27 protein-coding genes and 1 other annotated feature are annotated in these 25,683 nt (G+C 46.0%); of the genes, 23 read left to right on the forward strand and 4 right to left on the reverse strand.

All coding sequences use genetic code 11. From position 1 onward, the window contains the following. Window positions 1–2 precede the first annotated feature (2 nt). The 12 genes from OKS35_RS01495 (at window position 3) to OKS35_RS01550 (ending at window position 10,598) form a co-directional block, all read left to right on the forward strand. Complete coding sequence (locus OKS35_RS01495; RefSeq protein WP_015881196.1) at window positions 3–269, forward strand: IreB family regulatory phosphoprotein; 267 nt, start codon at window positions 3–5, stop codon at window positions 267–269. Window position 270: 1 nt separating this feature from the next. Next, a complete protein-coding gene (gene ruvX / locus OKS35_RS01500) occupies window positions 271–693 on the forward strand; it encodes a Holliday junction resolvase RuvX (RefSeq protein ID WP_015881197.1) in 423 nt (140 codons plus the stop codon). Window positions 694–706: 13 nt separating this feature from the next. After that, window positions 707–1,003: a DUF1292 domain-containing protein gene (locus OKS35_RS01505; protein WP_015881198.1), complete on the forward strand. Its 297-nt coding sequence runs from the start codon at window positions 707–709 to the stop codon at window positions 1,001–1,003. A 68-nt stretch (window positions 1,004–1,071) separates the two neighbouring features. Continuing rightward, on the forward strand, window positions 1,072–2,214 hold the full coding sequence (mltG, locus tag OKS35_RS01510) for an endolytic transglycosylase MltG (protein WP_084543099.1): 1,143 nt from the start codon (window positions 1,072–1,074) through the stop codon (window positions 2,212–2,214). Window positions 2,215–2,276: 62 nt separating this feature from the next. After that, the gene (locus OKS35_RS01515; RefSeq protein WP_074037439.1) at window positions 2,277–2,918 is read left to right on the forward strand and encodes an O-methyltransferase; all 642 of its coding nucleotides are present in this window, start codon (window positions 2,277–2,279) and stop codon (window positions 2,916–2,918) included. Between the two features lie 16 nt (window positions 2,919–2,934). Then, entirely contained in the window at window positions 2,935–3,570 is a 636-nt protein-coding gene (udk, locus tag OKS35_RS01520) for a uridine kinase (protein ID WP_015881201.1), read from the forward strand. Between the two features lie 67 nt (window positions 3,571–3,637). Beyond that, entirely contained in the window at window positions 3,638–4,111 is a 474-nt protein-coding gene (greA, locus tag OKS35_RS01525) for a transcription elongation factor GreA (RefSeq protein ID WP_015881202.1), read from the forward strand. 54 nt (window positions 4,112–4,165) lie between these two features. After that, window positions 4,166–4,867, forward strand: coding sequence for a 5'-methylthioadenosine/S-adenosylhomocysteine nucleosidase (mtnN, locus tag OKS35_RS01530; protein WP_196430458.1), 702 nt, complete (start codon window positions 4,166–4,168; stop codon window positions 4,865–4,867). An 85-nt stretch (window positions 4,868–4,952) separates the two neighbouring features. Continuing rightward, window positions 4,953–5,912 (forward strand): beta-ketoacyl-ACP synthase III, encoded by a 960-nt coding sequence (locus OKS35_RS01535; RefSeq protein ID WP_196430459.1) that lies wholly within the window; start codon window positions 4,953–4,955, stop codon window positions 5,910–5,912. Further along, window positions 5,909–7,141 (forward strand): beta-ketoacyl-ACP synthase II, encoded by a 1,233-nt coding sequence (gene fabF, locus OKS35_RS01540; RefSeq protein ID WP_074037435.1) that lies wholly within the window; start codon window positions 5,909–5,911, stop codon window positions 7,139–7,141. Before OKS35_RS01535 ends, fabF begins: the two co-directional genes overlap by 4 nt. A gap of 66 nt (window positions 7,142–7,207) precedes the next feature. Then, entirely contained in the window at window positions 7,208–8,740 is a 1,533-nt protein-coding gene (locus tag OKS35_RS01545) for a peptide ABC transporter substrate-binding protein (RefSeq protein WP_074037433.1), read from the forward strand. A 202-nt stretch (window positions 8,741–8,942) separates the two neighbouring features. Further along, on the forward strand, window positions 8,943–10,598 hold the full coding sequence (locus tag OKS35_RS01550; protein WP_196430462.1) for a peptide ABC transporter substrate-binding protein: 1,656 nt from the start codon (window positions 8,943–8,945) through the stop codon (window positions 10,596–10,598). A 103-nt stretch (window positions 10,599–10,701) separates the two neighbouring features. Here the strand turns inward: OKS35_RS01550 and trpS are convergent, their stop codons facing one another. Together trpS and OKS35_RS01560 are read right to left on the reverse strand one after the other, a co-directional pair. After that, window positions 10,702–11,703, reverse strand: coding sequence for a tryptophan--tRNA ligase (gene trpS, locus OKS35_RS01555; RefSeq protein ID WP_074037431.1), 1,002 nt, complete (start codon window positions 11,701–11,703; stop codon window positions 10,702–10,704). Window positions 11,704–11,753: 50 nt separating this feature from the next. Then, window positions 11,754–11,962: a binding site (T-box leader), on the reverse strand. A 42-nt stretch (window positions 11,963–12,004) separates the two neighbouring features. Then, window positions 12,005–12,373, reverse strand: coding sequence for a DUF3899 domain-containing protein (locus OKS35_RS01560; RefSeq protein WP_159562017.1), 369 nt, complete (start codon window positions 12,371–12,373; stop codon window positions 12,005–12,007). A 269-nt stretch (window positions 12,374–12,642) separates the two neighbouring features. Here OKS35_RS01560 and OKS35_RS01565 point away from each other — a divergent pair, with 269 nt between their 5' ends. The 5 genes from OKS35_RS01565 to OKS35_RS01585 all read left to right on the forward strand — a co-directional run bounded on the left by OKS35_RS01565 (window position 12,643) and on the right by OKS35_RS01585 (window position 18,567). Then, entirely contained in the window at window positions 12,643–14,262 is a 1,620-nt protein-coding gene (locus tag OKS35_RS01565; protein WP_264092365.1) for a peptide ABC transporter substrate-binding protein, read from the forward strand. 306 nt (window positions 14,263–14,568) lie between these two features. After that, window positions 14,569–15,495 (forward strand): oligopeptide ABC transporter permease, encoded by a 927-nt coding sequence (gene opp3b, locus OKS35_RS01570; protein ID WP_074037427.1) that lies wholly within the window; start codon window positions 14,569–14,571, stop codon window positions 15,493–15,495. Continuing rightward, complete coding sequence (opp3C, locus tag OKS35_RS01575; protein ID WP_078146603.1) at window positions 15,495–16,520, forward strand: oligopeptide ABC transporter permease; 1,026 nt, start codon at window positions 15,495–15,497, stop codon at window positions 16,518–16,520. The genes opp3b and opp3C overlap by 1 nt, the downstream gene beginning before the upstream one ends. Before the next feature lie 23 nt (window positions 16,521–16,543). After that, window positions 16,544–17,617: an ABC transporter ATP-binding protein gene (locus OKS35_RS01580; RefSeq protein ID WP_015881213.1), complete on the forward strand. Its 1,074-nt coding sequence runs from the start codon at window positions 16,544–16,546 to the stop codon at window positions 17,615–17,617. Beyond that, the gene (locus tag OKS35_RS01585) at window positions 17,617–18,567 is read left to right on the forward strand and encodes an ABC transporter ATP-binding protein (protein WP_015881214.1); all 951 of its coding nucleotides are present in this window, start codon (window positions 17,617–17,619) and stop codon (window positions 18,565–18,567) included. The genes OKS35_RS01580 and OKS35_RS01585 overlap by 1 nt, the downstream gene beginning before the upstream one ends. A 77-nt stretch (window positions 18,568–18,644) precedes the next feature. Here the strand turns inward: OKS35_RS01585 and OKS35_RS01590 are convergent, their stop codons facing one another. Further along, the gene (locus tag OKS35_RS01590) at window positions 18,645–19,178 is read right to left on the reverse strand and encodes an HD domain-containing protein (RefSeq protein WP_214730890.1); all 534 of its coding nucleotides are present in this window, start codon (window positions 19,176–19,178) and stop codon (window positions 18,645–18,647) included. Window positions 19,179–19,401: 223 nt separating this feature from the next. Here OKS35_RS01590 and OKS35_RS01595 point away from each other — a divergent pair, with 223 nt between their 5' ends. From OKS35_RS01595 to OKS35_RS01610, 4 genes are all read left to right on the forward strand, one after another. Then, window positions 19,402–19,539 (forward strand): hypothetical protein, encoded by a 138-nt coding sequence (locus tag OKS35_RS01595; protein WP_015881216.1) that lies wholly within the window; start codon window positions 19,402–19,404, stop codon window positions 19,537–19,539. Window positions 19,540–19,716: 177 nt separating this feature from the next. Then, window positions 19,717–20,115, forward strand: a complete 399-nt coding sequence (spxA, locus tag OKS35_RS01600) for a transcriptional regulator SpxA (protein WP_015881217.1) — start codon at window positions 19,717–19,719, stop codon at window positions 20,113–20,115. Window positions 20,116–20,286: 171 nt separating this feature from the next. Then, window positions 20,287–20,943: an adaptor protein MecA gene (mecA, locus tag OKS35_RS01605; protein ID WP_074037420.1), complete on the forward strand. Its 657-nt coding sequence runs from the start codon at window positions 20,287–20,289 to the stop codon at window positions 20,941–20,943. A 63-nt stretch (window positions 20,944–21,006) separates the two neighbouring features. Continuing rightward, on the forward strand, window positions 21,007–22,239 hold the full coding sequence (locus OKS35_RS01610) for a DUF2254 domain-containing protein (RefSeq protein ID WP_264092366.1): 1,233 nt from the start codon (window positions 21,007–21,009) through the stop codon (window positions 22,237–22,239). Window positions 22,240–22,277: 38 nt separating this feature from the next. Here the strand turns inward: OKS35_RS01610 and OKS35_RS01615 are convergent, their stop codons facing one another. Then, the gene (locus OKS35_RS01615) at window positions 22,278–23,003 is read right to left on the reverse strand and encodes an SDR family NAD(P)-dependent oxidoreductase (protein WP_074037417.1); all 726 of its coding nucleotides are present in this window, start codon (window positions 23,001–23,003) and stop codon (window positions 22,278–22,280) included. 83 nt (window positions 23,004–23,086) lie between these two features. Between OKS35_RS01615 and cls the strand changes: the two genes are divergently transcribed. Together cls and OKS35_RS01625 are read left to right on the forward strand one after the other, a co-directional pair. Then, complete coding sequence (gene cls, locus OKS35_RS01620) at window positions 23,087–24,598, forward strand: cardiolipin synthase (RefSeq protein WP_015881221.1); 1,512 nt, start codon at window positions 23,087–23,089, stop codon at window positions 24,596–24,598. Between the two features lie 12 nt (window positions 24,599–24,610). Further along, window positions 24,611–25,666 (forward strand): competence protein CoiA, encoded by a 1,056-nt coding sequence (locus tag OKS35_RS01625; RefSeq protein ID WP_264092367.1) that lies wholly within the window; start codon window positions 24,611–24,613, stop codon window positions 25,664–25,666. The last annotated feature ends 17 nt before the right edge of the window (window positions 25,667–25,683 follow it).

Genomic DNA, 25,683 nt, shown 5'->3' on the forward strand with positions numbered 1-25,683 from the left:
TTGTGAGCCAAATGGATCGCACGATGCAATTCAATTTTCCAGAAGATGATCAACGTGCTAACACACGTGAGACGCTGATTACGGTATATCAAGCACTCGAGGAAAAAGGTTATCAACCGATCAATCAAATCGTGGGATACTTACTGTCAGGTGACCCTGCCTACATTCCACGTCATAATGATGCGCGAAACTTGATTCGCAAAATTGAGCGGGATGAACTTCTCGAAGAGTTGGTCAAATCGTATTTGAACGATCGTAGAGAGGATTAATATGAAGCGAGTCATGGGACTCGATGTCGGATCGAAGACGATTGGTGTCGCGGTGAGTGACCTGATGGGATGGACGGCGCAAGGTGTGGAGACGGTCTACTGGACCGAACCTGACTTTGATGAAGCCGTCCGTCTCCTTCGTCCGTTTATCGAGCAGTACGATGTGAAAGAAGTCGTCGTCGGTCACCCGAAAAACATGAATGGAACAGTCGGTCCGCGCGGTGAAGCGTCCGAGGCATTTGCCGAGGCGTTCACAGAACAGACAGGCTTACCTTGCGTGTTGGTGGATGAACGATTAACGACGATGCAAGCGGAACGGATGCTCATTTCAGCAGATGTCAGCCGCAAAAAGAGAAAAGCGGTCATCGACAAGATGGCGGCCGTGATGATTTTACAAAACTACCTGGATCGTTCCGGGAAATAAGGAGGAATCTCTCATGGCAGAAATCCGTCGTGAAGAAGAAATGTACCGTATTCCAGACGAAAATGGAGACGAACATTTATTTGCAGAAATTTTCCGTATGACGAGCGACCGTTCGAAAAAGACGTTTGTCGTACTCGAACCGGTTGGCGCACCAGAGACAGAAGATGAAGATACGATTGAAGTATACGCATTTGAAATTGAAGAACTTGAAGATGGCGAATTCATCTTGAAGCTCGTCGAAGACGATGAAGACTTCGATGAGGTCATGGAAGCATTCGACATCGTCAATGACGAAGTCGGTCTAGACTAAATAGGGGACGGGCGACTAGGGAACATCCCTCGTCGCCTCTCTTTATAAAAAGAACAGGGGAGAAATGCATGAATCATCCATCTATGTCAGATGAGAAACGTGCCCGCAACCGGATCGTCCGTCGCATCACGGTTGTCATCCTGGCCATCTTCCTTCTCGTCATCGCCACAGGGTCGGCGCTCACATATGTCTTTGTGAAGCGTTCCATCGAACCGATTGACCCAACTTCGACTGAAACGGTCGAGATTGAAGTCCCGCTCGGTGCTGGTTCGGGATACATTGGTGAATTACTAGAAGAGAATGGGCTTGTAAGGAGTAGCACGATTTTCCGTTTCTATACACGCTTTAAGAACGAATCGTCGTTCCAGGCGGGGACGTATACGTTATCTCCGTCACAATCAATCGATGAATTGATTGAAACGTTGCAAACAGGTAAAGTCATTGTGGTCCCTGATATCAAGCTCGTCATTCCAGAAGGATTCACGATTGATCAGGTGATTGCGAGACTTGCGAAAGTGGCCGAAATCCCGAAAGAAGAGATTTCTGAGCAGTTGAGCGACCGTGAATACATTCAGTCTCTCGTAAACGAGCATGAAATGTTGACGGAAGAAGTTTTGCAGGAAGGCATCTATCATCCGCTTGAAGGATACCTGTTCCCAGCCACATATGAATTCAATAAAGGCGTAACGCTCAATGAAATCATCGACGAGATGTTACTACCAACCGAAAGTATGTATCAAGAATACAAAGGTCGTTTAGCCGATTCAGGACGTACGTTCCATGAGACGCTCGCGCTCGCATCCGTTGTCGAGAAAGAGGCGGTGTCAACGGAAGACCGTAAAGAGATTGCTGGCGTGTTCGAGAATCGCTTAAACGACGGAATGAAATTACAATCTGACCCGACCGTCTGGTACGGAACGGGGGAAACATCGATTTTCACTTCATTCGCGGACTTGGAGAACGATTCCTTATATAACACGTATCGTTACGAAGGCATCCCGATTGGACCGATTGCGGCCGTGAGCCGTGACGCATTTGAGGCGGTGCTTAATCCGAACGACACGGAGAACATTTACTTCTACGCACGCCCTCCACGTGAAGGGTTCCCGAACGGGGAAGTCTTGTTCGAAGTCGACTATGAGGATCACCAACAAAACGTCAATAAGTACCGTTCCGAATGGGAAGCGTTTGAAGAAGCAAACAGTAATTGATGGGACGACCGGAAGCGGATGCTTCCGGTCGTTTGAATGAAGAGAGTTAAGAGGTGGAACGAGTGGACCATGCATCCTATGAGGGATATGTAGAAAAACTAATCAATGACCGCTCCCCGCTATTGACGGAGATGGAGGCGTTCGCGCGTGTTCATCACGTCCCAATCATGGATTTGACGGGTTCGGAAGTGCTGCTCTCCTTACTGGCGATGCAACGGCCGACCCGAATCCTCGAAGTGGGTACGGCCATCGGCTATAGTGCCATTCGCATGGCAGAATTGTTACCCGATGCAGAAATCGTCACAATCGAGCGGAATGCTCGCCGTTTCGAAGAGGCGACGGAATTCATCAATCGATCGGACGTGCGCGATCGTATTACGCTCGTTCACGGCGATGCCGTCGAATTGATTGGAACGATTGAAGGTGAATTCGATGCCGTATTTATTGATGCGGCAAAAGGACAATATCAAAAATTTTTTGATGGGTATGGCGCTTTAGTACCAATTGGTGGTACGATTTACAGCGATAATTTGTTTTTACGAGGAGACGTCTTGCTAGAGGATGTATCGGTCTTAGACCGACGCCGACGCCGGCTCGTGCGTCTCGTGAAACAGTTTACTGAGCAATTGATGGCACGGACCGATTATCATACTGCAATTTTGCCCCTTGGTGATGGCCTAGCAATCAGTCGTAAATTACGATGAGGAGGACTTAACTTTGATGCAACATAAACCCGTCATTATTGGCGTGGCCGGGGGTACCGGATCAGGAAAAACGACCGTGGCCCGCGCGCTCGTCGATGCGTTTCAAGGTCAATCGGTCGTCATGATCGAGCAAGACGCGTACTATAAGGATCAATCAGAGATGACCATGGAGGAGCGGTACAAGACGAACTACGACCACCCCTTCGCCTTTGATAACGATTTGTTGATCGAACATATCCAACAGTTACAACAACATCAGGCGATTGAAAAGCCGGTCTATGACTATGCGGCCCACACGCGTTCAAGTGAAACCATTTTAATCGAACCCGTCGATGTCGTCATCGTCGAAGGGATCTTGGCACTCGAAGATGCACGTTTACGAGATCTGATGGATATCAAAGTATTCGTGGATACAGATGCGGACGTTCGAATCTTGCGTCGTATGCAGCGTGATTTGAATGAACGTGGACGTTCAATCGATTCGGTCGTTGCCCAATATACAAATGTGGTGCGTCCGATGCACTTACAATTCTGTGAACCTACAAAACGGTATGCAGATATCATCGTTCCTGAAGGCGGAGAAAACTTTGTCGCGATCGATTTACTCGTGACCAAAATCCGTTGGGTGCTCACTGAGCGCAATCGCGCGTGAGGAAATAAATCGTTTTCAATTCAACCCTAGCTGTAATATACTAGGAGACAATGAAGGAGTGACAGAAATGGCTGAAAAACAACACTATATGACATTAGACGGAAAAGCGAAGATCGAACATGAATTAAACGAACTGAAGACGGTCCGCCGTAAAGAAGTCGTTGAAAATATTAAGATTGCTCGTGATTTCGGTGACTTGTCAGAGAACGCGGAATATGACGCGGCGAAAGAAGAACAAGCGATGGTCGAAGGACGCATCGCACAATTAGAAGAAATGCTCCGTAACGCGGTCATCATTCAAGATGATGCAGGCGATAACTCGGTTGTCTCAATCGGGAAGACGGTAACGTTCTTCATTCAAGAAGATAATGAAGACGAAACGTATACAATCGTTGGTGGAGCTGAGGCAGACCCGTTCACAGGGAAAATCTCTAACGAATCACCGATCGCCAAGGCACTTCTTGGACGTACGATTGGTGATGTGGTCACGGTGCAAACACCAGGTGGCGACATGGTCGTCGAAATTAAAGAAATCAAATAAATTGTTGAGCGACCTCCTATTCGGAAGTCGCTCTCTTTCTGAGGAGGAAACGGAATGAAAGTAGGCATCATCGGCGCGATGGAAGAAGAAGTGAATCTACTTCGGAACGAGTTGACAGAACGAGTAGATACTGAAATCGCGAACTATCATTTTTATGAGGGCTATCTTGGTAACATGCAAGTCGTCATCTTGAAGTCAGGCATCGGGAAAGTCAATGCTGCCATCGGCACGACACTTTTGATTGATAAGTTCAAACCGGACGTCGTCATCAACACAGGATCTGCCGGCGGTTTTAAAAAAGGGATGAAAGTCGGAGACGTCGTCGTCTCGACGGAAGTTCGTCATCACGATGTCGACGTGACGGCATTCGGTTATGAGTACGGACAAGTACCAGGTATGCCGCCAGCGTATGAGGCGGATGCCAAACTCGTCAGCGTCTGTAAAGATGTCATTGAAAACTTGCCGGACGTGAATGTACATCAGGGATTGATTGTGACGGGAGATTCGTTCATCAACGATTCGAAACGCGTGACGGACATCCTCGGTCATTTCGACGGCGTCGCAGCGGTCGAGATGGAGGCTGCCCCGATCGCTCAAACGTGCTATCAGTTTGGTATTCCTTTTGTCGTCACACGCTCGATTTCAGACAGTGCAGACGAAGAAGCGAACTTGTCATTCGACGAGTTTTTGGAGACAGCATCGATCAACTCTGCGAAGATGGTCATGGCTGTCACGAAGCGTTTAGAACAAGCTTAATCCAGTCAACACGAGGAGGATGCATTGACATCCTCTTTTTATTCCCTTATATTAGTACCAGATACTAAGAATAGGGGTCGACGATATGAATATTGGAATCATCGGCATCGGATCGTTCTTACCGGACAATCGGGTGACAAATATCGATTTAGAAAAACGAATGGATACGAGCGATGAGTGGATTCGTACTCGTACAGGCATCGAAGCACGTCATTTGGCTGAAGAAGATATGACAGTCGCAGATATGGCGACACGCGCTGCTGAACGGGCGTTACAGAGTGCGGGCGTCACGATCGACGACATTGAAGCCATCGTTTGTGCGACAGCAACGGCGCCAGCCTTCCCGGCAACTGCATGTGTGGTTCAGGCGAATCTTGGCGCGAAAGCCGCCGTGGCGTTCGACGTGAGCGCGGCATGTAGCGGTTTCATCTTCGCAATGGACACGGCGAAGAGTCTCATGGATTCAAAAGGATTTAAAAAGACGCTCGTCATCGGCGCAGAGAAGATGGGAAGTCTGATTGATTGGGGTGATCGATCGACGGCTGTCCTTTTCGGAGATGGGGCAGGGGCTGTCGTGCTCGGGGAAGATGATATCGCTTCAATTGACTCACTTGTGCTCGGAAGTGACGGGACAGGTGGCAAACATCTGTATGAAAATGAAGAAGGTAAAATCGTCATGAACGGTCGTGAAGTCTTCAAATTTGCCGTTCGGAAGATGCCCGAAATCGTGCTTGAGGCGCTGGACAAAGCCGATAAGACGTTGGAGGACCTTGATGTCCTCGTTCCACACCAGGCGAACCGTCGAATCATCGACGCTGCGATGGAACGTTTACACTTAGAAGAAGAGAAAGTTGTCATGACCATTCAAGACCATGCGAATACATCAGCAGCTTCCATCCCACTCGCATTGGCCGAGGCGGTCAAGTCTGGCAAAATCCAAGATGGACAAACGGTCGTCATCGCAGGATTTGGTGCTGGGCTCACGTGGGGGGCTAGCTGCCTGACATGGAATCACGCAACCATTACGGAGGGGAATCATTTATGAAACGAGTAGTAGTGACAGGATTAGGAGTCGTATCACCATTAGGAAACGATGTCTCAACAATGTGGGATCGCCTGTTAAAAGGGGATAACGCGATTGATACGTTGACGAAGATTGACATCAGTCAATATCCGGCCAAGGTCGGGGCGGAAGTGAAGGAATGGAACATCGATCATTTAGTCGAACCGAAGGAAGCGCGTAAGATGGATTCCTTCATCCAATATTCTTTACTTGCGGCAGACGCTGCCCATAAAGACAGCGGACTCGATGTGAAAGCAATCGCGGACGATGTCGGGATTTGGATCGGGAGCGGAATTGGTGGCGTCGAGACGATTGACAAACAGTCGGCCATCTTGCATGACCGTGGACCACGTCGCGTCAGCCCGTTCTTCATTCCGATGATGATTCCGAACATGGCGAGCGGACAAGTATCTATCTATCTTGGAGCAAAAGGACCGAGCAACTGTTCCGTGACGGCTTGTGCGTCAGGGACGAACTCAATTGGTGAAGCGTTCCGTGTCATTCAACGTGGAGATGCCATCGCTATGTTCGCAGGTGGAGCGGAAGCGCCAATCACACCACTCTCGTTCGCAGGATTCTGTTCGAACAAAGCTCTATCTACGAATCCAGACCCGAACACGGCCTGCCGTCCGTTCGATGAGAATCGCGACGGGTTCGTCATGGGTGAAGGAGCTGGGGTGCTCGTTTTAGAAGAATATGAGCACGCATTGGCACGCGGGGCAAAAATGTACGCTGAAGTTGTCGGATATGGAATGAGTTCGGATGCATACCATATCACAGCACCGTCACCAGAAGCTGAGGGCGGATCAAAAGCGATGAGTGAGGCGATTCGTGACGCTGGAATCACGCCAGAAGATGTTCAATACATCAACGCGCATGGTACGAGTACACCGCTCAACGATATGCTCGAGACGAAAGCGATTCGTCGAGTGTTCGGGGAACACGCTGACAAACTCGCCGTCAACTCATCAAAATCGATGATTGGTCACCTTCTCGGTGGTGCAGGTGGCGTCGAGGCTGTCATCACAGCATTATCGATTCACGAAGGCAAGATTCATCCAACGATTAACTGCGAATCACCAGCAGCAGACTGTGATTTGGATTATGTACGTGAAGGAAATCGGGAACTTGACATTCGTTATGCACTCAGTAACTCACTCGGCTTCGGGGGTCACAATGCGACACTCGCATTTGCAAAAGTGATGAACTGACGGTAGAAAAAACACACAAAAAAGGTTAGGGTATAAGGGTTGGTCTAACAGAAAGGAGTGCAACGAATGAAAAAGAAATCATTCATCGTGGCCGCCTTGTTAGGTTCAGTCCTTATCCTTTTTTTATTTATTTGGAACGAACAACGAGAGCAGTCACGCAAACCAGTACCAGTAGAAGAACAACAATTGACGATTTACGGGGAGTCACTTCCGACTCAGCCGGATGTCATGCTAGCAATCGATCCGTCATCTCAAACAATCCTGTCCCATCTCTATGAAGGCCTGTATCGATTCGGAGCAGACGGGTCCATCGAACCAGCGCTCGTTGAGAAGTTAGAGCGATCCGAAGATGGAACAGTCTATACATTCACATTAAAAGAGAGTGTGACGACAGAAGGGAATGCGATTGACGCGCAAACATTCGTCGATCACTTCCAAAAACTCGTGGACGTTGATACGAATTCACCGTTCAGCTTCTTACTAGCAGATGTTCAATCCGCAAAAGAAATCGGACTTGGCCAACAAGAACCGGATACGCTAGGGGTCAAGGCAATCGATGACCGGACGCTCGAGTTGACTCTTGTCCGTCCGATGGAAGGGTTCGAACAGATTTTGGCGATGCCCGCATTTTTACCTCAACCAAATGTGGAAGCATGGGAAGAGCTAGAGACGAACGGTCCATTTAAAATCAAGGCAATCGGAGATACGACCATCTCGTTACATAAAAATGAAACGTACCGAGAAGCTGAACAGGTCACGCTTGAAACGATTACCATTAATAGTGAAGCGAACTTGACGGAAGCGACAGGGATGCAACCCGTCCCATACGATTTTGACGTTTCCACGATTGATGAGGAAATTTTGAACGTACAGGACGTTCCACGAAGTGGAGTCTTTTATTTAAAGCCGAATGTTAAAAAAGCCCCGTTTAATGATGTAGCGTTCCGACAAGCCATCGCATTGACGCTTGAGCGGTCGGAAATCGAGGATTCACTCGCGCGAGCGGAACAGACGACAGAACGATTACTCGTCATCGACCAAGAGGATGCGATCGCACAATTAGAAGGAAACGCCGACCAATTGTTTGACACCGTGAAGAAACGGCTGAAGAAAGATGAACTCGAAATCGAGCTGCTCAGCTTTGTCGATGACGAAGCGCGTCAAATCTCCGCAAAATTAAAGAAGAATTTGGAACAGTTGGATGGTTTGACCGTTAACATTATCGAGCTCCCCTTAGGAGAAAAAGTTAGGAAAGAAGTCTCAGGGGATTATGCGTTTTCTCTATCAGGCTGGCAACCGGACTATCCGATGTTATCCGCCTATTTGACTCAATTTGAAACAAACGATGTCCTCAATTCGAGTCGATATGCTAGCGAATCGTATGATCAATTGATGGATCAGGCTCGCTCAACGGATCGGTTGGAAGAACGAAATGAAATCTTCCGAGAAGCGGAGGCACAGCTGTTAGAAGAGGCTGTTGTTATGCCAATCTATCAAGCTGGACGCTCTTATGTGATCGAAAAAGGTTACGACCATATCGGATATCCGGTCACCGGTCCTTCATATGTCCTAACCTTTGCAAAAAAATACGAAAATTGAGCTAAAAGCCCGCCACTGTAGGCGGGCTTTTAGACTATAGATAAAATTTTTTAGAAAAATCAAAATAAACACTTTGCAAAATTATCAGAATATTGTATTATTGCATCAACGGGATTTTGGTAACAAATACTGTCAGAAGAAATGACTGAATTTTCTACCATCATTCACTTCGTTAAAACGAAAAAATCAGGGGGTCATCGCAATGAATAAGAAAAAAGGTTTTGCTTTAGCATCATCGGTTACACTTCTATCAAGTGCATTCCTAGCTGCATGTTCGACAGGGGAAGAAACGGATTCTTCACAAGGATCAACAGGCGAAGGTTCAGCAGATGAAGCGCAAGTCCTCAACTTGCTCGATTCTTCAGATATTCCTTCACTTAACCCGACACTCGCAACAGATGCTGTATCGTTCAACGTATTGAACAACGTTAACGAAGGTCTCTACCGCATGGACGAAGAAGACAACCCGACTGAGGGGATGGCTGAATCTCACGACGTTTCAGAAGACGGGAAAACGTACACGTTCAAAATCCGTGAAGGCGCGACTTGGTCAAACGGGGAGCCTGTCACAGCGAATGACTTCGAATACGCTTGGAAAGAAGTACTCAACCCAGATAACGCATCACAATATGCATACGTTATGTCAATCATCGAAGGCGCAGAAGCGTACAACACAGGTGAAGGCGAGCGCGATGCTGTAGGCGTTAAAGCAATCGACGATCAAACACTTGAAGTTAAATTGACAGCACCAGCTGACTACTTCCTCGGATTGACTAGCTTCGGCGTATTCATGCCAAAACTCGAGTCATTCGATAAAGAGCAAGGCGAGAACTTCGGTACATCTGCAGAGACGACTCTCTACAACGGACCGTTCAAACTCGACAGCTGGGAGCGCGAGCAAGGCTGGAAGATGGTCAAGAACGAAGACTATTGGGATGCTGACACAGTTAAGCTTGAAGAAATCAACGTTAAAGTCGTTAAAGAAGTTTCAACAGGTGTTAACTTGTATGAAAACGGTGACGTTGACCGCACAGGCTTGACTTCTGAACTCGTAGCCCAGTATCAAGACAGCGAAGAGTTCTCAACTGTCGTTGAACCAACACTCTTCTACCTCCAGTTCAACACTGCTGTTGAAGAATTAAATAACCAAAACATCCGTAACGCGATTGACGCGGCATACGATAAAGCAGCAATCTCAGAGACGCTTCTTGCGAACGGTTCGATTCCTGCGAACTACCTCGTACCAAAAGACTTCGTAACAGGTCCTGACGGCAAAGACTTCCGTGAAGCGAACGGCGACATCGGCGGCTATGACGTGGATCGTGCGAAAGAACTTTGGGAAGCTGGACTTGAAGAGCTCGGAACAGACAAAGTTGAACTTGAGCTCCTCAACTATGACTCAGAGTCTGCGAAGCAAATCGGTGAGTTCATCAAAGGTGAGCTTGAGAAGAACCTTCCAGGAATTACGGTTACAATCAAACAACAACCGTTCAACAACAAACTTGACCTTGAGAACAAAGGTGAGTTCGAGTTCACATTCGCTGGATGGGGTCCTGACTACCAAGATCCAATGACATTCGTTGACCTCTTCGTCACTGACGGACCATACAACCGTGGTAAGTGGTCGAATGAAGAATTCGATAAGTTGATCGAATCTGCGAAATCAAGCACAGATGCTGAACAGCGTTGGGCTGACCTTCAAGCTGCAGAGAAAATCGTTCTTGAAGAGAACGCAATCTCGCCAGTTTACCAACGTGGATCGGCTCGCCTCACGAAGCCATATGTTAAGGATATCGTTGAGCACGCATTCGGTGCGGACTACTCTTACAAGTGGGCTTCAATCGAAGGAAAAGAATAATCAAATCATCTTTACGAAGAGAGACAGGGACGCCTGTCTCTCTTTTTATGTAGATATTTGATACAAAAAAGAACGCTCAGCTGAGCGTTCTTTTTAACATCATTTATTTTTTCACTTTGGCACGCTTGCGACTGAGACCCATCGCTTTCTCGATTTTTGCGAGATTCTTGTTCGCGACGGCTTCAGCCTTCACGCGACCGGCATCAAGGATTTCATCGAGTTCTGGTGAATCAATCAACTCGTGATAACGCGTTTGAATTGGTTCAAGCAGGGCAACGACCGCTTCTGCCACATCCTGTTTAAATGTTCCGTAGTTCGAATTCTCATATTGCTTGACGAGGTCATCAATTGAAGTGCCGGTAGAGAGTGAATAAATTTCCAACAAGTTTGAAATCCCTGGTTTGTTCTCCCGATCGAATGAGATGACACCACTCGAATCTGTGACGGCACTCTTGATTTTCTTGCGAATGACATTCGGCTCATCGAGCATCGAGATATATCCTTTGGCATTCGTATCCGATTTAGACATCTTCTTCACGGGATTCGTGAGAGACATGATCCGAGCGCCTTCTTTTTGAATGAGTGGTTCCGGCATCGTGAATGTCTCGTAATAACGTTTGTTAAAGCGTTCCGCCAAGTCACGAGTAAGTTCGATGTGTTGCTTTTGGTCGTCTCCGACTGGAACGAGTTCCGTATTGTATAACAAAATATCAGAAGCCATGAGCGTCGGGTAGACGAACAACCCTGCGCCTACATTCTCGCTGCCTTGCGACTTGTCTTTATACTGCGTCATACGACCGAGCTCGCCCATGCCGGCGATACAAGTTAACATCCAACCGAGTTGAGCGTGTGCTTTTACTTCAGACTGTACGAAAATCGTCGCTTTCTCCGGGTCGAGACCGGACGCGAGATAAAGTGCTGCTAATTTTCGCGTGTTGTTCATGAGCTCGACACGGTCGAGTTGAACAGTAATTGAATGTAAATCGACGATACAATAATAGGCATTGTTGTCGTCTTGTAGGTCGACGAATTGTTTCATCGCGCCAAGGTAGTTCCCGAGCGTCACGACGCCGGTCGGTTTGATTCCTGAAAAAATCGTTGCCATGTGAATACACCTCCGAAAAATATAAAAAACCGCAGTCGTCCTCCCGAATAAATCGGGACGAATAACCGCGGTGCCACCCAAATTTGCATATACTATGCCACTTGAACGCGTTAACGGGCGTGAACCGTCTCGCCATACTTTTTGTTCAGGCGAGCCACTCCGAAGTCCATTCATTCAATAACTTTTCATCTACTCACAGCACCGTAGACTCTCTGAGGAAAAGGGGAATTGAATTACTTGTCTTCATCCAAGTGTTCTTATTCTGCATTTAGTTTAGCACAGGATTCAAGTGACGAAAAGATTAAATCAAAGCGACGAGAAATGAGAGAGCGATACTTCCAACTCCGACATACACCCAGTTCCAAGCCGATTGTTTACGGAGTTGTCGATCTTCCGGTTCTTCTTCCTCATCTTCTTCATAGTCCGCGTCAATTTCTTTCAACTTTGCACGTCGATTACGCTTAAATCCGTACATGATTCCGTCAAATAGACCTGTTGCACTCATATGGGAGAACATCCCGATGGCAAATATCAGAATACCTGAAACGAACAAGCCGCCACTCAAATGAAACGTGAAGGACTCAGTTCGGAAATAGGAAAAAATTGACCACACCGTATAGAAAAGTGTGACAATCCCCCAAACAATCAATATATTTCGAAACTTTTTCAACGATGTAATCTCCTTTCGAGCGTTAGAGGGAATGCATCAACATTCCGTGTTTCTTCTATGATACTAGGAAGGTGGGGCAGAAAGCGAGTAAGAATGTTAAATCAAATGACAGCGTTTTATTCAATAGTTGACAGTTATATTAAAAATTTCTTACAATAGCCCTAACGTTCTTTCGTCGAATACTTTATGAAATATTCAGAAAATTAAAGAAAAAGTAAGATGTTTATTCGACGATCGGCTAGTTTTTTAAAACGAAAGGGGAAATCGCAATGAAGAAAAAATCGATTTTGCTCATGATGACAATCATCTTGGCACTCGGTTCAGTTCTCGCAGCTTGTTCGACAGGCGGAGACTCTGATGGCGGCGGTTCTTCTTCAAACGGAGAGAAAGTTCTTCGTTTGACGGATACGTCAGATATCACAACAGCCGATCCGGCTCTTGCTACAGACGCGGTCGCATTCAACTTGATCGCCAACACAATGGAAGGTCTTTACCGTCTTGATAAAGATGGAAATGCCGTCCCGGCACTTGCTGAAGGCGAACCAGAAGTAAACGAAGACGAAACGGTTTACACGTTCAAACTTCGTGATGCTGAATGGTCAAACGGGGAACCGGTCACAGCAAACGACTTTGTTTACGCTTGGCAACGAGCTGTTGATCCTGCAACAGGCTCACAGTACGCATACATCATGAACACAGTTAAAAACGCTGAAGCAATCAACACTGGTGACACACCAAAAGAAGAGCTTGGCGTAAAAGCAATCGATGAGAAGACACTCGAAGTTACACTCGAGCGTCCAGACCCATCATTCCTTTCACTTACTTCGTTCGGTACATTCACTCCGATCAACGAAGCATTCGCTACAGAAAAAGGTGAAGACTTCACGACTGGTCCTGAAAACCTTCTTTATAACGGACCGTTCGCATGGACTAAATGGGATCGTGAACAAGGCTATGTCTTAACGAAAAACGAATCATATTGGGATGCAGAAAATGTTGCTCTCGACTCAGTTGATGTGAAAGTTGTTAAAGAAACATCTACAGTCGTGAACTTGTATGAAGCGGGCGATGTCGACTATGCTGGTCTCGCATCAGAACAAGTCGCAGCATTCCAAGAGGATGAAGATTACAACACAGGTCTTCGTTCTGCAGTTGGTTACTTCAAGTTTAACCATGAAGATGAACTTTTCTCTGATGTAAATGCACGTAAAGCAATCGCACGTGCAGTCGACCCATCAGGGATTATCGATCAGCTCTTGAACAACGGTTCAGTAGCAACGACGTCATTCATCCCGAAAGACTTCATCAAGTATGAAGACGGAACGGATTATACAGAGGGCGTGGAATACTTCAAAACAAACACTGAAGAAGCTGCTTCACTTTGGGAAGAAGTAACCGGTGGAGAAGCAACAACAATCGAACTCCTCTCGTTCGACAGTGAAGTATCGAAACAAATCTCTGAGTACATGAAAGGTCAAATCGAGTCGAACTTGCCGAACGTAACGGTTGAGATCGCACAACAACCTTTCAACAACAAACTTGAGCGTGAAGCAAAAGGGGACTACCAAATGTCATTCGCACTTTGGGGACCTGACTACCAAGATCCGCTTACGAACCTTGGTATCTTCACTTCAGACAATGGACAAAACGACATCAACTACTCGTCATCTGAGTATGACAAGTTGATTGATGAAGCATCTGCTGAAACAAGCATCGATGCACGTTACGACTTGTTCAAAGAAGCTGAAGCTCTCTTGATTGAACAAGATCAAGCAATCATGCCTATCTACCAAGCTGGTGTGGCATACTTGATCCGTCCAAACGTCGAGAACTTCAACCGTCAATTATTTGGTGCTGATTACCAGTACAAATACGTTGATATTAAGTAATGGAAGGAGGGGGCATGCTAACCGCATGTCCCCAATTTTCTAAAAAATTCTAGCGAAGTAAGAGAAAATACTGTTCAAATGTTTTGTTGGTAAAGTATAATGTAGTAACAGTGAAAATTCAGAATAATCTCTGAAAAGAATTTTCTTTATTTTCAGTCGCTGTACTAAGAGCCTTGAGATGACGTATACGCTATTCTTTCAGAAAATTCCTTTCATTTTGTGAATTTGAAAAATAGGTCATATGTCATAGTGAAGCTGTTGGTGCAAGTAGTAGAAAGAATTAGACAAAACAGGGGGTTTTTATTCATGGGACGTTATATCCTACAACGGCTGACTTACGGCCTCATCACGTTCTTCTTGATTGCCACGTTCACGTTCTTCCTGATGGACCTGCTCCCAGGTTCGCCTTATCAGAACCAGGAAAAACTGACAGAATCACAAATTCAATTGTTGAATGACCGCTACGGACTCAATGATCCGCTTCCGGTCCGCTATGCGACGTACATTGGAAACATGCTACAAGGTGACCTTGGCGTATCGTTCCGTACGGCTAACCGTCCAGTAACTGAGTTGATTATGGAACGAATTGGTCCATCGGCACAATTAGGGGTTCAGGCATTAGTTCTTGGAACTCTATTAGGTGTATTGTTGGGTGTTGTTGCGGCGATTCGTCACAATACGGCAATTGACTATGGTTCAATGTTCGTATCGGTAATCGGGATTTCCGTCCCATCATTCGTCTTTGCAGCCCTCCTTCAGTACTATGTTGGAGTTAAATTACAGTTGCTTCCGGTAGCATTCTGGGAATCTCCAGCTCATACGATCTTACCAACCATCTCGTTATCGCTCGGGGTTACGGCAGCAATTGCCCGTTTCGTCCGAACCGAGATGTTAGAAGTAACCGGACAAGACTATGTCACGCTCGCGAAAGCGAAAGGATTGACGGGTAACGCCATCGTATGGAAACACATGGTCCGTAACGCGATGATCCCAGCGATCACGATTCTTGGACCGATGACAGCTGGACTTTTAACGGGTACATTCGTTATCGAGAAAATTTTCGCAGTACCTGGTCTTGGAGAATTGTTCGTTACGTCAATCACGTTGAATGATTACTCTGTCATCATGGGCACGACACTCTTCTTCTCGGCCCTCTTCATTATTATCATTTTACTTGTCGACTTGCTCTATGGGGTTGTGGACCCACGTATTCGTCTTGGGGGGAATAACTGATGATTGAAAACAAAAAGAATTACGAACAGTTCGACCAAGACATGTTCACACCAGTTGAAATGAATGAACAGCTTGGTGAGCGGATTGCCGGAAAAAGTTTGAACTTTTGGCAAGATGCATGGATGCGCCTAAAGAAAAACAAGGCGGCTATCATCTCGCTCTCGATTATTTTAATTCTCGTCGCACTCGCTTTGTTTGGACCGATGCTCTCAAGCCGAGATGCATATGAACAGAACATCTCGCAAGCAAAACTACCGCCTAAAGTCACTGGACTTGAATGGGCTGGATTTGATGGGTTGGCAACACTTGGAGGTCGTGAAATCGACTTCTACGAACAGAAGAATGTAGAAGAAAACTTCTGGTTTGGTACCGATTATCTCGGTCGTGATCTTTGGTCGCGGATTTGGGAAGGGACACGAATCTCCCTCTTCATCGGTTTAGTCGCAGCCATCATCGATACAATCATTGGAGTTGCATACGGTGGAATCTCGGCTTACTTTGGTGGTCGTACCGATAACATCATGCAACGTATTGTTGAAATCTTGACAGGTGTACCTAACTTGATTTTGATCATCTTGTTCATCTTGATCTTTGACCCAGGTGTCTTCACCATCATCCTTGCCATGGCCATCACCGGTTGGATTGGGATGAGTCGACTCGTTCGAGGACAAATTCTTAAACTCAAAAACCAAGAGTTCGTCTTGGCAGCTCGTACACTCGGTGCTTCAAGTGGACGCTTGATTTTCAAACATTTAATTCCGAACACATTGGGTGCTATTATCATCACACTCATGTTCACGATTCCATCTGCTATTTTCTTCGAGGCATTCCTCAGCTTTATCGGAATCGGGCTTCAACCACCACAGGCATCACTTGGTACGTTGATCAACGATGGATACAAAGAACTACGGACATTCCCGTTCCTTCTTATTATCCCGTCTGTCATCATCGTCTTGCTTATGGTCAGCTTCAACTTGCTTGCTGACGGTTTGCGTGATGCGTTCGATCCGAAAATGCGTAAATAAAAAAGAAAGAGGGGGACTCGTGCATGGAAACGATTTTATCAGTCCGAGACTTAGAGGTCTCGTTCCACACATATGCAGGAACAGTTCAGGCTGTTCGTGGTGTTTCGTTTGATTTGAAAAAAGGCGAGACGCTCGCCATCGTAGGAGAATCGGGTTCAGGTAAATCCGTTACTTCTAAGGCAATTATGCGTCTCATTCCGAACCCTCCAGGTGAAATCACGAACGGAGAAATCATGTTCGAAGGAAAAGACTTGGCGAAACTTTCGGAAAAAGAAATGCTTAAAATTCGTGGTCGCGACATCGCAATGATTTTCCAAGACCCGATGACATCGCTCAACCCGACGATGACGATTTACAAGCAAATCGCAGAAGGGTTGAAACAGCACCAAGGGTTAACGGGTGAGGATGCGAAGAAACGTACGCTCGAATTGTTGACACTTGTAGGGATTCCAAACCCTGAAGCACGCTTGAAACAGTATCCACACCAACTTTCTGGTGGGATGCGACAACGGATCGTTATTGCGATCGCACTCGCATGTAACCCAAAAGTGTTGATTGCCGATGAACCGACAACAGCACTCGACGTAACGATTCAAGCGCAGATTCTTGAACTGTTAAAAGACATTCAGCAAAAGACCGGCACAGCGATTATCTTCATCACGCACGACCTTGGTGTTGTTGCGAACATGGCTGACCGTGTTGCTGTTATGTATGCGGGACGTCTCGTTGAAAAAGGAACGGTTGATGAGATTTTCTATGAGCCACGTCACCCATACACATGGGGACTTCTCGGTTCGATGCCGCGTCCGACAGATGACCGCAATGAAGCGTTACCGGCAATCCCGGGTACGCCTCCAAATTTGCTCGACCCTCCAAAAGGGGATGCATTCGCACCGCGTAATCCATACGCGATGAAGATTGATTTTGAGAAAGAGCCACCGATGTTCCAAGTAAGTGATACACACTTCGCTTCGAGTTGGTTATTACATCCGCAAGCGCCAGCGGTGAACCCGCCACGCGCGATTCGTGAACTCGCTCTCAAATATCGTCCAGACAGTGCGTTCGCAAAATCGTTTACGAAAGGTGGTGCTGAATAATGGAACGCGAGAAATTACTCGAGGTAAAAAACCTGAAGCAGCACTTTAAAATTGGTCGTGGCCGCGTTGTCAAAGCGGTCGACGGGATTTCATTTGATATTTACAAAGGTGAAGTGCTTGGTCTCGTAGGTGAGTCTGGTTGTGGGAAGTCAACGACAGGACGTACGATTATCGGTCTCTACGACGCGACGGATGGCGATGTCGTGTTCAAAGGCGAAAACGTCCACGATAAAAAATCGAAGGCGGACAAGTTGAAATTCAACCGTGCGATGCAAATGATTTTCCAAGATCCATACGCTTCGCTCAATCCGCGTATGACAGTCGCCGATATTATCGCAGAAGGAATCGATATTCACGGTCTTGCGAAGACGAAAGAAGACCGCATGAATCGCGTATATGACCTTCTTGAAACAGTTGGTTTGACGAAAGAGCACGCGAGCCGTTATCCACATGAATTCTCAGGTGGTCAGCGTCAGCGTATCGGGATTGCCCGTGCTCTTGCGGTTGAACCGGACTTCATCATCGCCGATGAGCCGATTTCTGCACTTGACGTTTCGATTCAAGCGCAGGTCGTCAACTTGATGAAAGAATTGCAACGCGATCGCGATTTGACGTATTTGTTCATCGCTCACGATTTGTCGATGGTTAAATACATCTCTGACCGTATCGGTGTTATGTATCAAGGTCACCTCGTAGAGCTTGCAACAGCAGATCGCCTTTATGAGAACCCAATTCATGCCTATACGAAATCGCTCCTTTCAGCGATTCCGCTTCCAGACCCAGAGCATGAGCGTACACGTAAACGGATCGTATATGAATCGACATCGAAAGGTCCAGTCGGACGTTCAGATGAAGATTCAAGTATCCCGCCACTTCGCGAAGTTGAGCCAGGACACTATGTCTCGCTCACAGACGAAGAGTACGAGGCGTATAAAGCGCAACTCGTGTAACGAAATCAATCCTGACTCATTTATTGAGTCGGGATTTTTTTTGCACAAAAAAATCACCTATTAAAGTAGGTGACTGATTATCCGTTCGAGATGCGTGGTAAATTAGAAAGACGTTCCACGATGGCGTCGATTTGACGGACGCGAGCTAACGCATCTTCAATTTCCATTGTCTCGTAATGATGAAGACCGCCTGGCTGCTCCACATACGTGTCCGCGTCATGGACGAGTTGTTGCAGAGGGGTCCGTTGGATACGACTTGGTGGAAGGTAGGAATCCGTGTGCAAGAGAATCATGACAGAAATTTCTTTTGCCCGGGCTGGATCTTCCCCTAAACGAATCAATAATTTGTGGGCACGTTCGGCCCCTTTGATCGCATGGATATCGTTCTGACGATACAAATCATAATTCCATTTACCTTCTGTATACCATTCATAGTGTCCGATATCATGAAGAAGCGCAGCTTTCGTCGCCAAATCTGTATCAAGACCACGTTTCGTTGCCATTTCGAGAGCGCGTTCACAGACGTCGACCGCATGTTTTAAGCCAGATCGAGTTAAATATTTTTGGGTAACCGGATGTTTCATAATCGTTTCTAAAGTGATTCTCATCATCGCTCTCCTCCTTAAAAATAAAAAGGTTATTTCTATAAACTATACAGGTTTATTCAAATCATTGCAAATGATATCCGTGTAAATTTGAGATGAACGTGTAAGAATGATTCACATTTCACAAACGAGTGTGCTATAATTTAAATGTAGATATAGTGCAACTTCAAGATTTTCAGAATCCGTAATGCTCGGGCGGTTCCTTACGCTGTATGGGGGGTGAGAGGCCATGAAAGAACGTGACAAAGTTCTGCGAGAGAAAAAGAGACTTTTGAAAGAAGTATTGAAGAAAAAGTTGAAAGACTTACAAGTCAAGCCAGGGAAAGAGACGGTGTCTCAACCGGTTTCTCGAATCCCTGCGTCTTAAGTTAGGTCGTTCAAGGTCGCATTCAACGAATGCGCCCTCTTTTCATATCTGATTGATAAAGAATATCATTGAAGTTTTGATAAATAAGAATTACTATAATTAAGTGGATGCGAATTTGGGTATACAAATAGAGTCACTTAAAAAGATGGACGCATACTCGATCAGGGAGGAAGAAAAATGGTCACACTTTATACGTCTCCAAGCTGTACATCTTGCCGAAAGGCACGGGCTTGGCTCGAAGAACATGATATCCCGTTTACAGAACGAAACATATTTTCAGAACCGCTCTCATTGAATGAGATTAAACAAATTTTACGTATGACAGAAGACGGGACGGATGAAATCATTTCGACTCGCTCGAAAGTCTTTTCTAAAATCGATGTGTCTGTTGATGCGTTATCTCTTCAACAGCTTTACGATTTGATTCAAGAATATCCAGGTCTTTTACGTCGTCCGATTCTGATTGATGAGAAACGTTTACAGGTCGGATATAACGAAGATGAGATTCGTCGATTCTTGCCACGTAAAGTTCGGACGTTCCAATTACAGGAAGCCCAGCGACTTGTGAATGAATGAGAGCATACTGTTTAAGCAGTGTGCTTTTTATTATCGATTATTTCCTATAAAATAAAGTTATAACCCTTCATCTAGATTGAACGATGTTAAAAAGGGTACAAAGATAACAAGACAATTTCCCCTCTCCTCCTTATGTGAATTGGGAGCGAGGTGAGAAGGGAGTGGACAATCGTGAAAATTGAGCGCATCAATGATAATACCGTCAAATTTTTCATCACATACGTGGATATCGAGAAACGTGGTTTTGCTCGTGATGAAATTTGGTACAATCGAGAACGAGGCGAGCAGCTGTTCTGGCAAATGATGGACGAGGCTCACGAACGTGAAGACATCTCGTTTGATGGTCCACTATGGATTCAAGTACAAGCTTTTGAAAAAGGTCTAGAAGTGACTGTGACAATCGCGAAAAATGTAATGGACACGGAAGACGATTCTGAACTCGGTTCGCTTCTTCGATCAGCAATCGATGAGGCACGGGATCAACAATCGGTACTCGACCAATTGAGTGAGTTGGATGAACTTGAAGCCGAGGCAGATGCTTGGGCACCACTCGCGATGGAAACAAATGATTTCGAGGCAATCATTTCGCTGAGTAAACGCGCAGGAGACATGTTCAGCGATCTTGATTTGAAACTATACCACTATCAGGACCGTTACTACTTGTGGATTGATTTCCCGGATGAAATGGAACCGGAAGACGAAGAGAATGCACTCAGTCTTTTAGCAGAATATTTAACATTCAGCACACAGACGCAACCAATGCTTGAAGAGTATGGAAAACTCATTCTCGATGGTGACGTCTTTGCGAAAGTGCGTCACTATTTCTAATGACACATCGCCTGTTCAGTTGGACAGGCGATTTTTTCAAATCGACGGTAAAGAGGTGTTGGTATGGTGAGACGAATTCGATTACTACTTGATGACAGTGCATGGTTTGTCCCATTTTTATACGGAATGGGTGGCATCGTATTAACGGCATTAACCCAAGTGTTTGGGGATTTCTTTCGTGATTTATTACCAGACTTTATTTATTTAGACCTGGACTCAGCGGCGTCTGTGTTGTCTTCGACATTTACGAGCCTGATGACGATGATGACGTTCAGTTTTTCCACGATTCTGGTCGTATTGACAACATATTCTTCTCAGTTCTCTCCCCGGACGATCAATAACTTTTTGACGAACTCGTCGGCCAAGCATACGCTCGGTCTTTTCATCATGACGACGGTTTATGGGATTTCGAACTTATTCCTCGTCCGTACGGCAGATGAAGGCGTCGTGTTGTCGTCCGGGATCAGTGTACTCTTAGTTATTGGTTCGATTTGGGCATTCGTCAAGTTCATCCAGACGATCAGTGTTTCGATTCAGGCGGAACGTCTATTATCCGCGTTACATAAAGAAGCGCTCTCTGTCATCAGCGAGCAAAAAGATGCGATTGAGTCGGATGAGGTTCATCTCGTCCTGCCTCGATCCGTCCATTCATTCGATGGTCAAGCGGTACGAGCTCCGCGAACAGGGTACATCCGATTGTTTTTAAGAGAGAAGCAAGGAGATCAAGAAACGGACTTTGAGTCCGTCGTAGCCGTCGGGGATTTCGTTGCTAAAGGTGATTTACTCGGATTCTGGAAGGGTGAGGATGTGCCGGACATCGAGTTGTTTGAGATTGGCGAAGTTCGTTCTTCGATGCAAGACCCGTCATTTGCGGTTGAAAAATTGAGTGAGATTGCGCTAAGAGGAATCTCTCCAGGAATCAATGATCCGAACACGGCAATTCATGCGATTCATTACATCGGGGATATTTTAAGAGAACTTTGTGAATTACCAGATGGTGATTTTTTGTATTCGAACGGGAAGTCTGACTGGCATGTGAAACGAAAAACGCTTGAGACGATTCTATTTGAATCGCTATCGCCGATGCAGACTTATGCGAGCCGAGATATCTTTGTGATGGGGTCCGTGTTCGAGGCGATTCGAATGGCGCGCCTCCAAGCACATGAAACACTCGATTCGACATTTGAGGACATGATTCAATATTTTGCGGATGTGATTGATTGGGATCGTCTTCATGCGAAAGAACAGAACTATTTGCGCAATAAGATGAATCGGGCTAAAAAGATGACGACATGAGTAGAGACCACCTGTTCTAAAGAAGAGGTGGTCTCTGTTCAAGACAATGTATATCCGCCATCGACTGTGATGGCTTGGCCGTTAATGTAAGTTGAAGCATCAGTCAATAAAAATTCTACGACCGGCGCCACTTCCTCAGGATGTGCGGCATGTCCCCGGAAATGGTGGGTCATCGCCTCTTTGAACTTTGCTTCACCCCCATATAGCTTGTGACTGAGCGGTGTGTCAATCGGTCCAAAACAAACGGCATTGAATCTTACTTTTCCTTTCATTCGGTGTGCGAACGTTTTAGTTAAGGCTATTACGGCCGCCTTTGAAGCGGCATAGTGCGCGAGCATCGGTGGAAACTTGACGTGCCCAACGATGGCGGCATTGTTGACGACACTCGCTCCTTGGTCAAATAGGGGAATGGCACGTTGTGTGACGGTGTTCAGCGCATACAAGTTGACATCGAATACCTCGTTATACGACTCATGTGTCAAACGTTCAGGTGTGCCCGGTCTACCAAAAGTAGCGGCGTTATTAAATAATCCGTTCAAGGTCACACCTTGCTCTTTCAACTGAGAGAAAAGATGGTCGATGTCCTCTGTCGAAGCAAGGTCACATCGAATGAATGTGGCTTGTCCATTTGAATCAGACTCGAGAGAGGTGCCTCTTGTTTCATCCCGACCGATCCCGATGACTCGGTGCCCCTTAGCAGTCAACTGTAAAGCGACGGCGCGACCAATCCCGCTTGTCGCACCTGTGATCAGAAAAGTCCCCATAATTCATTCGCTCCCCTCAAAAAGATGACGTTACGATGTATAATTAATGATAATACATGACAGAAACGAGGTCAGCTTATAATATGTTGCGACGCATACAAGTACTCTTTTCCCTCATTTTGCTCGCAGGACTCATTGCGATATTGTCGTATTACTGGAGCTCACAAGTAATTGGATTGTTCTCGATTCTCGTCTTTTTGACAACGTTCAGTATATTACTCGTCATCTTACTTGAAAATCGAAATCCACAACGTACGCTCATTTGGGCAATCGTCATGATTGGTTTTCCAGTCATCGGATTATTTGCATACTTTGTATTCGGCCAGAACTATCGACGTAAACGTATGTTCAAAGAAAAAGCGATGCTTGATGAAGAGACATACTTGGCCTATCGTCAGAAAGCGATGACGTTGTCGCCGTCTCTTATGTTCGCCCACGACGATTATGAGAAGCTGATGCATCTTACTTCTTCGTTGAACCAATTACCTGTTTCATCGAATACGTATACCCAAATCTTGACGAACGGCCGTGAAAAATTCTCGAAGTTATTGCCGGCTCTGAAAGGAGCGTCCCGACACATCCATCTAGAGTATTATATTTTTCGGGAAGATCGTATTTCTCGGGAAATACAGCGAATCTTGATTGAAAAGGCGAAGGCGGGGGTCGAAGTCCGGTTTTTGTACGATGCGGTCGGGTCCATTCATACGAGTGGCACGTTCTTTGAAGAGATGAAGCAAGCCGGTGTCCAAGTCCAGGCATTCTTTCCAGTTGTATTGCCACTCGTTTCGAGTAAGACGAACTATCGAAACCACCGAAAAATCGTGGTCATCGATGGTACCGAGGCATTCACAGGTGGCTTGAATGTAGGGGATGAGTACTTGGGTGAGCACTCTAAGTTCGGATTTTGGCGCGACACTCATCTGTATGTAAGAGGAGAAGGGGTATCTGAACTGCAACTGATTTTCTTGCAAGATTGGTATTATATGACCGGGGAACGCCTATTCACACCGTTCTATCTAGAGCCGCTTGAGACGGTAAGAAGTGCGAGCGGAGGGGTTCAAATCGTTGCGAGTGGACCGGATGAACCTTATGAGACGATGAAATCCATTTACTTTTCACTCATCAATGCTGCAAAAAAATCTGTCTACATTTCGTCACCTTACTTGATTCCGGATGAAGACATTATGAGTGCCTTAAAGACGGCATCATTATCAGGAATTGATGTCCGCATCGTCTTACCGAGTTATCCCGACCATAAAATCGTGTTCTACGCGAGTCGGTCCTATTATGAAGAACTGTTACTCGCCGGGGTAAAAATCTATCTATATGAGAAGGGATTCATGCATTCAAAAGTCATCGTGGTGGATGATGGATTAGCCACGATTGGGACAGCGAACATGGATTTTCGGAGCTTTCATTTGAACTTCGAGGTCAATGCGCTCCTCTATAACACGAACTCAGTCCATCAACTGAAACAAGACTTATATGATGATTTCGAAGGGTCACACGAACTCGTATTAGAAGAGTTCGCGAAACGGTCATTCTTTATCAAGCTCGTTGAATCATTAGCCAGAATGTTTTCACCATTGTTATGAGGAGGGAGCAAGATGCGGTTTGCAATCGATCGGGAAGGGGATATCGTTGATTCCTTTACATTAAATCGGATGCAAGCAGAGCAACGTGCTCCTTTTCGATGCCCGACTTGTCAGGAAATATTGATTGTGAAGCAAGGTGTGAAGAAACGGCTGCATTTTGCGCATATCCACACCTGTGGGAGAGCTGAATCGGTCATGCATCATCAGGATAAATGGGCAATATGCCAGTGGCTTCAAGAGAATGGCTATCCTGTCGAGCAAGAAGTGACGATTAAGAATCGTCGGGCTGACATCCTCACGAACATGGATGGGCAGCATACCGTGTTCGAAATTCAGGCATCTCCTTTACGACCTGAAGAATACGCCGAACGAACGAATGATTATCGACGAGCGGGGTTTGATGTGGTTTGGATTGCGAGCGGTCTCGATTTGAGAAGCAATCAATCGTTTCAACCGTGGATGCGTCTAGAACTTTTTCAGCGACATCGGTTGTTGACGGTGAAAAATGGGAGATTGTTTCGCTTCAATGGATTTCCGATTTCGATCAAGTATGGAATCGGAAACTGGGAAATCTCATCTTCAGTGAACACGTCACCGTACGAAGCCTATTATCGGTTCGATGCTTTTGAATGGATAGAGATGATTCGTCGTAAACGCATGTCGCCGATTTATCCGTCTCCGCTAAATCGACGGCTCATATTGAATCGGCTCTATCCACTTGGTCTGTTACCCGGATTATTACCGACCGCCTGTTACCTTCCGCTTTCATCGCTTTGGGGAATCCGTGTACATCCGATTGATTTTCAGACCGTGCATTATTTGAATCGATACGAGTCACCGCGCGATTCCGTGGAATGGAGTATTCAAAAAACATGTCGACAATTTGGAGTGACACCGACAAGCGACTTTTCCCAGTCATTTCATGTACAATGGAAACAACTCTTGAATGCGAGTCGTCTATCCTGTGATGTCAGGTCATGGCCGCATCCAAAGCATTACGAGGAGGCCAGACATCACGATACACGTTTGTTTCAAGGACTTCAGCGATTGATTTTACAATCGACTTAATCATCGAAAAGGAAGTG

This window comes from Exiguobacterium sp. N5 (assembly GCF_025842465.1).
In the GTDB taxonomy this organism is placed as follows: domain Bacteria; phylum Bacillota; class Bacilli; order Exiguobacteriales; family Exiguobacteriaceae; genus Exiguobacterium; species Exiguobacterium profundum.